The organism is Paenibacillus jepli (assembly GCF_047238105.1).
Classification (GTDB): Bacteria; Bacillota; Bacilli; order Paenibacillales; family Paenibacillaceae; genus Paenibacillus_D.
Genome location: NZ_JBDFMD010000001.1, coordinates 1,473,470 through 1,485,605 on the forward strand (window position 1 = coordinate 1,473,470; position 12,136 = coordinate 1,485,605).

The window sequence follows — 12,136 nt, forward strand, 5'->3', positions numbered from 1 at the left end:
GCCAGTCGTTTCACAACACCAACCCGGTCCCGCTACTTCTTGATATCCGCCTGCGTCAGCACCTCGTATCCGCTGCCCAAGTATTCCTGAAGCGCCCGGAGCGCCGCGGTGCCGACGATCGTATCCTGCTCGCCGTTGCCGCCGCTGATGCCGACGCCCCCGACGACTTCTCCATTCACAACGATCGGAAAGCCGCCGACAAAGATGGCAAATTTGCCGGGCATCATCACATGAATGCCGAACGCTTCGCCCGTCGTCGACGCCGGTCCGCCCGGCTGGTTGAACAGATGGGTGGAGCGCTTGTGTCCGCTTGCCGTGAAGGCTTTGGCGATCGCGATCTCAGGGCCGGTAATGCGCGCGCCATCCATCCGTTCCAAGGCGATGACGCAACCGCCGTCGTCGACGATGCAGATCGTCTCGAGCACATTGGCTCCATCGGCGGCAGCTTTGGCCGCCTCGATCATCGTTTTGGCTTCTGCCAGCTCCAGCTTTATCGCTAATCTCATCTCTGCCTGCCTCCTTTGCTAGTTGCCGCAGCAGAAGCGGATCGGCTGCGAGCCATGGTAGACCGTCTTCTCCTGCAAGTAGAAATCGAGCGCCGCCCGTCCGGATTCGCGGTAGGTGGCCGTGCTGGACATCTTCATCCCGCCGAACGGGGCGTTCATGCTGTTGCCGGTCGTGGGACGGTTCACCTTGACGACGCCCGCTTCGATATGATCGATGAAGTAAGACATCCGGTCGGGATCCGCCGTGCAGATCGCTGCCGATAAGCCGTATTCGACGTCATTGGCAGCGCGGACCGCATCCTTGAAGCACTTGACCCGGATGACGGCGATGACCGGGCCGAAGATCTCCTCTTTGGCGATCCGCATCCCCCGCTTCACCCCGGTGAATACGGCTGGCTCGACATAGTAGCCTTGCCCATACGCACCCTCCGTCAGCTGACGCCCGCCACTGACGAGCTGCGCGCCTTCCTCCTTGCCGATGTCGATGTACGACAGCACGGTCTGCAGCTGCCGGGCATTGGCCAAGGGGCCGATCTCGGTGGCGCTCTCACGACCGTCGCCGATTCGCAGCGCTTGCGTCTTCTCCAGCAGCTTGGCTACAAAGGCGTCATGGACGGCGTCCATCACGATTACGCGGCTGGTACCGGTGCAGGCTTGCCCCGTCAGCTCGAAGCCGCCTTTGACAGCAAGCTCGGCTGCATGCTCCAGATCCGCGTCCTCCAGCACGATCAGCGGATTTTTGCCTCCCAGCTCCAGCTGCACCCGGGTGGACAGCCGCACGGTCCGGTGGATCTGCTCCCCGGCGCGGGTCGAGCCGGTGAAGGTGACGGCTTTGATTGCCGGGTGGGTCAGGAGCGGACCCGCGGTATCCGCCGCAGAGCCGGTGACGAAGTTAAGGACGCCTGCCGGCAGTCCCGCCTCATGAAGCGCCTCGGCAAGCCGGAGGGCGATGAGCGGCGTATCGGAAGCCGGCTTGAAGACGACCGTATTGCCCGTCGCGAGCGCCGGCGCGATCTTGCGGGCCGGGATCGAGATCGGGAAGTTCCACGGCGTGATCACGCTGATGACGCCTAGCGGCTCTCGCTTTGTATAGACGAAGGTCGCCGGGTCATCCGACGGAAGTGTGCTGCCGCTGACGTTCAACCCTTCGGAAGCGTAATATCGCAATGTCTGGGCCGAACGCTTCACCTCCATACGGCTGCTCGCGAGCGTCTTGCCCTCCTCCTGCGTGAGCTCCGCCGCATACTGCTCGATCCTTGCCTCCAGCAGGTCTGCCGCCTTATGCAGGACCTCCGCCCGTTTGCTCGGCGCGGTCCGCCGCCATCCGGCAAAGGCCTGCTGCGCCGCCTCCACCGCAGCCACCGCATCGGCCTCGACAGAGGCCTGGAACCGTCCGACGACTTCCCCGCTGCGCGCCGGATTGATGCTGTCGAACGTGGCGCCGCTCGAGGAAGGCAGCCACTCGCCGTTGATCAGGTTATGATAGGTCTGTACTGCCGTATCTACTGGCATGGTTGCCTCCTTTGCTGGACTTTACTGATCTTGCTGAGTCTAGCCGAGCCCGAACTCTCGGGATATCGCGGCGATATACATCCGTCGCATCTTCGTCGCTTCCTCGACAATCTCGATGCAGCGCTGCTGCTCCTCAGGCGTCCTGGCATACTCCAGGACGATCTGATAGCCGCGCTCGCCATGGATCTCATCGGAGACGATATGCAGATCGAAGAATTCCACTTCTTCGTCTGTAAATCCGTAGTGATTGCGAAGCGTCGGCGTCTGGCGGCGATAGATCGCCGGCACCTGCGACTCCAGACCGACTACGAGCGCCGCAGTCGCGTACAGGAAATTCTCCTTGAAGGCCATCCGGTAACACCAGGACTGCAGCCCGATCGTCTCCGGCAGCAGCTCCTTCATCGACACCACCCGCTCCCGCGTCGTTCCGCACGCTTCGCCGAAACGGATCAGCAGATCGGTATGGCGATCGCCGCCGAGCTCCTCCTCCCACATGTTCTGCAGCAGGAAGTCTCTTGCATCCTCATGCGGACAGTTGGCATAGACATAAGCGAGATACTCTGCGAACGGACCGACGTACGCGTAATGCTGCTCCACCCAGCGGGCGAAGTGCTCCCGCTTCAGTTCGCCATTGGCCCACATCGTCGTGAAAGGAGCTTTGGCTACGGCATTCCCCTCGATCGCCTGCTCCAATGCGCGGCGGAATTCCTCTTTGTTCATCAAGCGGTTTTTTTCAATGATTTGTGTCATGTTGTCCAGTCTCCTCTCTGTGAGATCAGATTTTGAATTTTGGTATATGGTATACCAAAATAATAAGGTGTGACTATTATTGCCCAGCCGCCCGGCATTTGTCAACCCGACATTTCCAGCACAATCAGCAATATGGTTGCCATGCCGATATATGCGGCGGTGAACGGCAGATTCCAGTTGGAGACCTTGTAGGCGCTCCGGTTGATGAGGCCCGCCATCATACTGGCCGTAGCGTTGTAAGGCCCCATCATAAATGCGGCGGCAGCGCCCGTGAGCATGGCGATCGCCGCTATCTCCACCGAGACGCCTAGCGCTGCGGGATTCATCGCCTCGGCCGCCAGTGCCAGCGCCACAGCCGGCTGCAGGCCGGCAAAAGCCAGCCCGAGCGGAATCAATGGGATGAGCAGCACGAACAGCTCGCCTCCTACCGCCTCCTTGACACTGCCCAGCGCAGCGTTGATCGCTTGCATCGCTCCCGTCGACTGGATCGCCGTGATCATAAATCCGGCGCTCAGGAACATATAGAACTGCTCCTTCATCCGGCCCAGATGCTGGGGCAGCCGCTGCCGGCTGAGCGCCAGGAAGGCTCGTCCTTTGCCGAGCATGAGTGACCACACGAGAGCAAAGGGAATCACCGTCAACGTGACCAGCAATAAGAAACCAAGATGCAGTCGACTCTCAAGAAATGAGATCAAACCGTTTAACGCGACCACTGCGAGCAGAATGTGAACCGGATGGGCCCCCTTTGCCGGGCTGTCATCGGTCAGCCGTTCCCCGTCGGCCGCTCCATCCGGCTCCGTCCCCGTAAGTACGGCCCCTTCGGTGCTTGCTGCACTAGCGGAGACGTGAGAAGCTGCCTCTCCGGGAGCTGTACTAAGGCCAGCAACAGCGGCCAGCTGCCTGCGGCGGCGCCGGGCGATCGCGTAGGCGATCACACAGTCAGCGGCCAGGCCAAGCAGGCTGAACGGGATCAGGATGGGGATAATATGCAGCCATCGCACGCCGGTCATCTCGACGACGATGCCGACGATCGGCGTCACCGGCGTCCATACGGTAGGCATGGCAAAGCCGTGCGTGATGGAGCGACTGATGAATCGCTCCTTCTGCCCGATCGGGTACAGGTCCATCGAAGGCCGCATCGTCTGATACATCACCGGCATCGCCCCCAGGCTCATAAAGGAGCTGGCGATATAGGTCAGAACGGAAGTGATGGTGTAGAGCAGCCCCGACGATCGGACCCGGCGGGCGATGAGTTGACGGATCCGCTGTGCATAGCGACCCAGCTCGATCGGCAGGGCGATGAGCGGCACGAGGGCAAACAAGCTCAGAATATTCATCATCCGGCCGAAGCTGAGCAGTATGTGCTGCCACTCCGCTCCCGCAGAGACAAGCAATAGCACGCCGATCCCCAGCATCAGCAGCCCGAGCAGCCGTACATAGGCACCCACCCGGCTGATAACAAGCAGGAGGATCAGCACACTGAAGCACGAGACGAGCCACCCCAGCGGAAGCTCGGGGAATAGAACAGAGATCAAGTAGACCAGGATCGCCACCAAGAGCAAAGTCTGCAGTCTCATCGCTCCAAGATGTCTCTGACCGCCTGTGCAAGCCGCGTCAGCGCCGTCTCCACGAGCGCTTCGCCGAGCTCGCGGCTGCCTTGCGGAGCATCTCCGATACAACCGTTTGCGGTCATCTCTTCATAATAATAGAAGCCTTGCAGCGGACTGCCCGGCCGCAGCTTGCGCCACCGTCCGCCATCCACGAGTTCCCCCTTAGCCAGCCGGTCTTGTCTTACGAGCTCGGGAGCCAGGTACAGCGCCTCCGACACCTCGCGTTCGCAGCTGTGTCCGAACAGCTGGGAAGAGATATGCTTGTCCATCACATCCTTGGCCGAAGCGGTCGTCTTGGCATAATAGAATTCGATCCCCTCTTCTCTGGTCAGCACATCGGCGGCAACGCCGAGCGTCGCCTGATTGCCGCCATGGGCATTGACGATCAGGAAGCGCCCAATGCCGTGCGGCTTCAAGGAGACGATCATATCCCGGAGAATCGCGATTAGTGTCGATGGCTGCAGCGAGAGTGTACCGGGGAAATGAAGATGATGGCTGGAGACGCCCATCGTGATCGGCGGCGTCATGATCGCGAGCGGATGGAGCCGCTCCGCCAACCGGATGGCAAATTGCTCCGCCAGTACGGCGTCGCAGCTCTCGGCCATATGGGGACCATGCTGCTCCTGCGCGCCAAGCGGGATGATGGCCAACCGGGCGGTCTGGAGCGCCTCCCTTACCTCGGGCCAGGTCATCTGCTGCAGCTGATAGGATGGGCCAGGATGCATCCGTTTCACCTCCCTTCAATAAGGTTTATTGTATACCAAACTGTTGTTGAGTGAGTCAGCCGCTTTGAAATCTACGGCATTTCGGAGTATGATGAAATGACATGCGTATATTCTTTCATATGAGGATGATGTATAGATGATGCACCATACACATTATCTTGACAGATCCGCGCCTTCCTTTCTGGCTGACAGACTGACCGAGCATGCGGAGCGCCACACGCAATTCCGACAGATCGTAATCGTCGGCATAGGCACGAATCGTTCGCCCGGCGACTCTCTGGGCCCTGCCATCAACAGCTTGCTAGCGCAGACGTATGCGGGCAACCGGCATGTCCGACTCTTCGGGACATTGGAGAAGCCTGTCCACGCGCTGAATCTGAAGAAGACATTGACCTATCTGAACAAAAAGCACGCCCAGGCCTATACCATCGCACTAGATGCCTGTCTCGGCCAATACTTCAAGATCGGCACGATCCAGCTGGTTCATGGTCCTCTCCTGCCTGGCACCAGTATGGGCAAAGAGCTGCCGGGGGTCGGCCATATTCATCTAAAGGGGATCATCAACAACTACGGACCGATCAACGCCAAGGTACTGGACAAGACGAGCCTCACCTTTGTGCAGGATATGGCTGTTATCATGGCACAGGCACTAAAGCAGTCTATCGACAAGCTGCTGCCTGCCCTGCTGAGCGAGCAGCCATCCGTTGCCGGCGGACCTTATGAAGATCGTCTTGCAGATGCGCGTGCCCGGATCACCAGATGATAAGCGCTACGATCACGGCGACGGTTAGCCCCAGGATAACCGGAATGAAATTCTTGCGCGCCAGTTCCAATGCCGATACGCCCGCGAAGCCCGCAACTGCCACCAATGAGGACCAGGCGACGATCGTCCCTCCGCCGGCCCAGATGGCGCCCATCTGACCAATCGCGGCCAGTGTGGACGGATCGACATTCACTGCCGGACCCAGTGCGCCAGAGAGCGAACCTGTCAGCGGCAAGCCCGAGAAGCCCGAGCCGTCAAGGCCGGTTACGATCCCCAGGATCAGGATGCCAAAGGCGGTGATCGAAGCGCTGGACGGAATCGCATGCTGGATCGCAGATACCAGGTCGAAAAGGAATGCTGGCGCTGTCGCTCCCTCGCCGAGAGTCAGGATGGAGCCGGCAAAGTCTGAATTGCCCAGAAAGAAAAATCCTGCGATCGGAATGACCGGTCCCATCGCTTTGAATGCAAAGACAAAGCCTTCCACCAGATGGTCGCTGATACGGTCCAGCGCCTTCAGCTTGCTGAAGGCAAACGAGGCCATGATAAGCAAAACGATCGCCACCCCGCCGATAAATGCCGCGCCATCTCCGCCCTCGAAGCTGCCCAGACCGCCAAATTTACTGATGATCATGACAATCATTACGCTCAGCATCGACAGGGGCACCAATATCGCAAACAGCTTCGACCATCTCTCCATACGTGGTTCGAGCGTCTCCACCGCTGCCGCCACCTCGCCCAGATGGGTAGACTCATTTTCTTCTGCAGGTTTGACATTGACAATAGTAGCCGTCGCTCCTTGCCCCGCAGTGATCGGTGTGCGAATCGACCTGCGGTTCATCAGGTAGGCGGTCGTGATCGCCACACCGCCGGTGATCAGCGAGAGGATCAGGGCTTTGTCGGCAACTGCAGCGATCGGCACGCCCGCCCCAGCGGCGCTCAGCATAGGCGCGACCTGCATGATATAGTCCGATGACAGCGCCATCCCTTGCCCCGCAAGCGCGATGGCGATGGCCGCACTCATCGGCGGCAGTCCTGCGCGAACAGCAGCCGGGATCAGCAAGGCGCCGAGCAGCGGGACAGCCGGCGTAGGCCAGAAGAACAGAGAGATCGTAAAGGTGATGCCTGCCAGAATGAAGAATGCCAAATGTCCATTCAGCATGAACTTCTGGATGGGCTGAATCATCCGCCGATCCGCACCTATATCCCTGAGCGACGCCAGCAGAGCAACCATAAAGGTAATAATGAGGAAAATTGTAAACAACTCTTGAGCGGCCGTTAGATTGGCATTGTATACCGCCTTGAACCCACTGAGGACATCCCCCGTGAACACCCATCCGATCAAGAATGTCCCAACCAACGAAGGAATCACAACGCCTTTTCGAAAAAGCATCACAATAATAACACTGAGAGTTATAAAAGCATACAAATAATGCGATAAACCTAACATCCGCATCCCTCTGCTTTCCCCGTTTTTATTGAGTTTCACTCGAATTGTATCACAGAAAGGATGAATTGAACATAATTTTGGCATTTGGTATACAATTTTATTTGGCTTTTTCCGAACAAATAGTCGATTCCATCAGCAAAAATCCGATTTTCCTTCCAATATTATATATGAAAGCGTTTCATATGGTGATGGTCAAATGCGGATTTTACATTTTCTTTTTCTTTTGGTACACCACCCAAATTTGCGTCATGTTATTGTTAACTTTTATGACTTCTACTCAAAATGATTCCTTCTCAAAGCGTACCGCCCGACCAAGGTGACTACACTGTAGAAAAGGACGGAAAGCACCGCAAGCATAACGATACTGACCATAACCAGATTCATCTGGAATACCTGCCCCCCGTAAGTAATCAGATATCCCAGTCCCGCTTTTGAAGATAAGAACTCGCCCATGATGACGCCGACCAGCGTAAGTCCCACATTAACCTTGAGCGTCGCAATAAACGTCGGCACACTCGCCGGCAGCAGAACCATCCGCAGCATCTGGCCGCGCGTCGCCCCAAACGATTCCATCAGCTTAAGCTTCGTTTTGCTGATCTCCTTGAACCCGCTCTCGATCATGATGATCGTAACGATTACCGAGATCGCCACAGCCATCCCATAGATGGAATACCGGTCCCCCAGCCAGATGTAGAAGATCGGCCCGAGCGCTACCTTAGGCAGTGCATTCAGAACAACCATATAAGGCTCGAGCACCTTGGAGGCATATGTCGACCACCAGAACAACACCGCTACCGCCGTTCCGATCACCATCGAGACGACGATGCCCACCAGCGTCTCCCACGCCGTGATCCACGTATGACGGAACAGCTCGCCCTGCAGGGCCAACTCGACAAACGAGTTGTAGATCCGGGTAGGACGACTCGTCAGCATCGGGTTCACCCACCCCATCCCCGCTGCGAGCTCCCACAGCCCCAGGAAGGCGATCAAAAGCAGCAGCTGGCCGCCTCGAATGAGCCAAAACTCACGTTTCTTACTTCTTAAATACAAAGCATACTGGGCGGATGGCTCATGTGTCTTTGGTTCATTTCCGCCGCGTCCGTCCGCCACCATCGCACCTGCTTTTTTAACCGGTAGAGACGACATGACCTTCCAGCTCCCTCCATATCGTATTAAAGTAGGCCGGATAACGTCCCGCTTCCCGCTTTTTCCACGGGGCCAAATGCTCCCCTTCCTCAAATCGCATCGGGTAGATCGACGAAATCGTGCTCGGGCGCTTGCTCATCACCATGACCCGGTCCGCCATGCTGATCGCCTCGGAGATATCGTGCGTGACCAGAATCGCCGTCTTGCCCTGATCCTTGATAATCGAATGCACCTCGTCCGCCAATGTCAGCCGGGTCTGATAATCGAGCGCCGAGAAGGGCTCATCCAGCAACAGAATGTCCGGTTCGGCGACCAGCGTTCGGATCAGCGCCACCCGCTGGCGCATACCACCGGAGAGCTGCCCGGGATTATGCTTGGCAAATCCGCCAAGGCCATACCTCTCCAACAGCTCCAAAGCCTTGCCCCTGGCACGCTGCATATCCATCTTGCGAATCTCGGCCCCCACCAACAGATTGCTCAGCACATCCCGCCATTCAAACAGATGGTCATGCTGCAGCATGTAGCCCACTTTGGGCGACGTACCGCCGACCGCCTCGCCCTCGATCATCACCCGACCGCTCGTCGGCTTCAGCATGCCCGAGATCAGGGAGAGCAACGTGCTCTTCCCGCAGCCGCTCGGCCCCACGATACTGATAAATTCTCCGGCTTCAATCGACAGATTGACATTGCGCAGCGCCTCCGTCTCTTCCTTCAGCGTAAAGTAACGCAGACACACATCCCGAAATTCCACTTCGGCTTGCGACATGGCCATCCTCCTCCTTACGGCAATTGATTTACAAAGCTCATATCGACGACGTCACTCATCTCAGTGATCCGTTCTTCTTCTTTTAATACGCCGTTCTCAACCAGCACATCCTGCAAGATGTCGAACATCTCCTGCGTCAGCTCCGGCTTCTCGGACCAGGTGTCCTGGGCTTTGTAACGGTTCACGGACTGGATGACAACTTCCTTAGGGGTTCCTTCAAAAAACGGCATCAACACTTCGGCGATCTCGTCATCACCGGCCGTCATAAGCCAAGCCGTACCCTTGGTCACTGCCCGCACGAACCTTTCGACGACCTCCGGGTTACTCGCGATGTAGTCACCTGTTGCTACATACGATGTCTCAGGGAAGTTGCCGTACATCTCCCCTATCGAAGCCACGTAGTGCGCCGCTCCTTCGAGCTCAAGCGTCGAGGCGACCGGTTCGAACAGCTGGATGAAATCACCCTGTCCGCTCGCAAAGGCTCCTGCCATCGCAGGGGAAGCCAGATTGGTCACGACATCGGCACCGGTTACGCCTTCACGGAGCAGCTGGGAATTCATCACCATCTGCGGCGCGCTGCCCGGCCGCCAACCAATCACCGTCTTGCCCTCCAGATCACTCCAGGAGAAATCTTCGATCGGCTCGCGCGACAGCAGGAAGGAACCGTCCTTCATCGTCAACTGATGGAAGATCTTGATCTTGTTGTCCCCCTCCTGATTGTAGATATAGATGGCCGTCTCCGGACCGACGAGCGAGATGTCCGCCGTACCGGCGATCAGCGCCGCCGCCCCCTTGTCAGAGCCCTGCGCGGTATTCATGTCAATCTCAAGACCCTCTTCCTCGAAGAAGCCTTGGCCGATCGCGACATAATGCGGTGCATAAAAGATGGAACGGATGACCTCCGAGAACTTGACCGTGACCACCTCCGCCGGAGCTTCCGTCTCCGTCCGGTTCTCTTCGGCCGCAGCGCCCTCTTCTGCACTGGCGGGAGGAGGACTCGCCTGCGGCTCGTTATTGGTGCCGCAGGCAGCAATCATCAACATCAAACACAACAACATTAACAATAGGGACTGCCTCTTCATCACGGTTTTCATGGATTCTCGTCCTCCCTGGTATCGCTTCTATATATTTTGAACGGCGCGGGGTGTCCCGGCGACCAGATGGTCCTCCGCGATCCCCCTGCCGTAGTCAACCATCTGGCTCGAACCGATATCCGATAGCGGCACCGCCGTCACCCGCTCGCGCAGGAGGAACACTTCCACCTCAGGCAGCAGCATCTCCAGCGCATAGGCGAGCGGCAGACCATTCTCCATGATCTCGACGGAATGCGAATTGCCGACGATGAAGTTCAGCCCCCGCTCCCGGGCGAGCGTCACGAAAGGATGATCCTCCCTCACCCGGCTGATACTGACGATGATCGTATCCGTCTCAGGATAGAGCAATAGCGCTTGCTCCAGATGCTCCAGCGAGAACCCGGTATGCGGGAAGAAATGCAGGATGTGCTTGACCGGCTTGTCCATCCTGCCGCTGAGCAGCCGCGCCGGATTGGCCATGGTCGCCTCCTGCAGCGAGGACTCGCCGCGGATCATCCGCTCCGCCTCCAGCAGGCGCTGGTCACTGTCGCGATCCAGCCAGCCGGCGAGCTGACTGAGCAGCCCTGCTACAGTCGCAATGCCTTCCAACGCGATTCCTTTGTGCAGGACATTGCCGGGCACGCCCCCAAAGGCAATATCGGTCGAGAGCTTGCGGTGACCGTGCATCATCGTCATTCCGGGATGAAGACCGTGGAAGGCTTCGTGCAGCTCGATCAGCGACAGACCATACAGCGGCAGATAATCCGCAAAAGGCACGCCCCCCGAACTCGCCGCATCGGCGACCGGATGATGCACGACCAGCAGATCAAGCCCCATGCCCGAAGCCAGCTCGATCATGGATTCGGTCAATGTCATGCCCACGCCGATACGCCTGACCAGCCCCGCCGGGTCTCCGAAGACCAGCCCGGGGATCTCCACGATCCCCTTGCCGGGAATATGCGAGGTCTTGGTGACGACGTAAGGATTGCTGCCGGATGACACCTCATCCCAGCTCGTCACCATCCGTCCGCGGGTGATGATATTCAAGGCCGCTACAACATCCTTGTTTGTTACTTGCGTTGTCTTTTGTTCCATGCCCGTTCTCCTTTCATCCCGCATGCAGTACGCCGATAAACATTTGCGAATTAAAAAAACCGCTAAATATGATCGCCCGCCCCCCTCTCAGGGTTCGGCCATGTCATAATTAGCGGTCGCAAAGCTCTCTGATCACAGAGTTCTCCATTACCTGCTACGAGTATGCCTTTCAGCTAACCGATATGGCGTTGCAGCTTTCCCCAATTTATCGGAGAAGAAACAGCACCTTATCTGTTAATTCCTTGATAGATATTCAGAGGTTATTTCTTGTCCCCTTCAGTTATCTTGTAAGGTAATATATCATACAGTTAGACTTTCCGTCAATAACTCCAAAAAAAATAACAACATCATCAATTTAATGTCACTTTAACGTCAGGTTTTGATCGGATTGCCTCCAAGTATAATCACCGTCCCTGAATATTCCGTTCGATAATCGTAATCCTTGTGGATCAGCTTCACGTCCAGTCCCAAATGCCGCTCCAGCTGTTCCCGCAGCAACCGCTTGTTCTCCTCCATCAGCAGCATATCGACACTTGCGGTCAGGGTGCGATGATCCTTGTCCAAAATCTTCATCGCAGGAATCCGCTTATGCGTCGCAGAGATGTACACCTTGTCGCCTGCAATATCGATTTTTTGAGAGGTAATGCCGATACCGAAAATTTCCTGGTTGATGGTATTGTAAATTTTGACGATCTCCTGCTTCAACTCCCCAGCTGTATACGGAGGCCTCATACACTCACCCT

The 12,136-nt window shown here is 57.3% G+C and carries 12 protein-coding genes; 1 reads left to right on the forward strand and 11 read right to left on the reverse strand.

Annotation, left to right across the window (positions count from 1 at the left end; genetic code table 11):
• Nucleotides 1-32 precede the first annotated feature (32 nt).
• The 5 genes from ABC336_RS06645 to ABC336_RS06665 all read right to left on the reverse strand — a co-directional run bounded on the left by ABC336_RS06645 (nucleotide 33) and on the right by ABC336_RS06665 (nucleotide 5,103).
• Nucleotides 33-506 (reverse strand): GlcG/HbpS family heme-binding protein, encoded by a 474-nt coding sequence (locus ABC336_RS06645; protein ID WP_413237929.1) that lies wholly within the window; start codon nucleotides 504-506, stop codon nucleotides 33-35.
• Nucleotides 507-524: 18 nt separating this feature from the next.
• Nucleotides 525-2,018: an aldehyde dehydrogenase family protein gene (locus ABC336_RS06650; RefSeq protein WP_413237930.1), complete on the reverse strand. Its 1,494-nt coding sequence runs from the start codon at nucleotides 2,016-2,018 to the stop codon at nucleotides 525-527.
• A gap of 39 nt (nucleotides 2,019-2,057) precedes the next feature.
• Nucleotides 2,058-2,768, reverse strand: coding sequence for an iron-containing redox enzyme family protein (locus ABC336_RS06655; protein WP_413237931.1), 711 nt, complete (start codon nucleotides 2,766-2,768; stop codon nucleotides 2,058-2,060).
• Nucleotides 2,769-2,869: 101 nt separating this feature from the next.
• Nucleotides 2,870-4,345, reverse strand: coding sequence for a hypothetical protein (locus ABC336_RS06660; protein WP_413237932.1), 1,476 nt, complete (start codon nucleotides 4,343-4,345; stop codon nucleotides 2,870-2,872).
• Complete coding sequence (locus ABC336_RS06665) at nucleotides 4,342-5,103, reverse strand: creatininase family protein (RefSeq protein WP_413237933.1); 762 nt, start codon at nucleotides 5,101-5,103, stop codon at nucleotides 4,342-4,344. The genes ABC336_RS06660 and ABC336_RS06665 overlap by 4 nt, the downstream gene beginning before the upstream one ends.
• Before the next feature lie 136 nt (nucleotides 5,104-5,239).
• Here ABC336_RS06665 and yyaC point away from each other — a divergent pair, with 136 nt between their 5' ends.
• Entirely contained in the window at nucleotides 5,240-5,866 is a 627-nt protein-coding gene (gene yyaC / locus ABC336_RS06670) for a spore protease YyaC (protein WP_413237934.1), read from the forward strand.
• Here the strand turns inward: yyaC and ABC336_RS06675 are convergent.
• The 6 genes from ABC336_RS06675 to ABC336_RS06700 form a co-directional block, all read right to left on the reverse strand.
• Nucleotides 5,856-7,319, reverse strand: coding sequence for a hypothetical protein (locus tag ABC336_RS06675; protein WP_413237935.1), 1,464 nt, complete (start codon nucleotides 7,317-7,319; stop codon nucleotides 5,856-5,858). The two genes, yyaC and ABC336_RS06675, sit on opposite strands and share 11 nt — an antisense overlap.
• A gap of 267 nt (nucleotides 7,320-7,586) precedes the next feature.
• A complete protein-coding gene (locus tag ABC336_RS06680; protein ID WP_413237936.1) occupies nucleotides 7,587-8,459 on the reverse strand; it encodes an ABC transporter permease in 873 nt (290 codons plus the stop codon).
• Nucleotides 8,440-9,225: an ABC transporter ATP-binding protein gene (locus ABC336_RS06685; protein ID WP_413237937.1), complete on the reverse strand. Its 786-nt coding sequence runs from the start codon at nucleotides 9,223-9,225 to the stop codon at nucleotides 8,440-8,442. The genes ABC336_RS06680 and ABC336_RS06685 overlap by 20 nt, the downstream gene beginning before the upstream one ends.
• Nucleotides 9,226-9,239: 14 nt before the next feature.
• Nucleotides 9,240-10,283 carry an ABC transporter substrate-binding protein gene (locus tag ABC336_RS06690; protein WP_413242454.1) on the reverse strand — a complete coding sequence of 348 codons (1,044 nt, stop codon included), beginning with the start codon at nucleotides 10,281-10,283 and terminating at the stop codon, nucleotides 9,240-9,242.
• A gap of 63 nt (nucleotides 10,284-10,346) precedes the next feature.
• On the reverse strand, nucleotides 10,347-11,393 hold the full coding sequence (locus ABC336_RS06695) for a Nif3-like dinuclear metal center hexameric protein (protein WP_413237938.1): 1,047 nt from the start codon (nucleotides 11,391-11,393) through the stop codon (nucleotides 10,347-10,349).
• 372 nt (nucleotides 11,394-11,765) lie between these two features.
• Entirely contained in the window at nucleotides 11,766-12,125 is a 360-nt protein-coding gene (locus ABC336_RS06700) for a Na-translocating system protein MpsC family protein (RefSeq protein ID WP_413237939.1), read from the reverse strand.
• Nucleotides 12,126-12,136 lie beyond the last annotated feature (11 nt).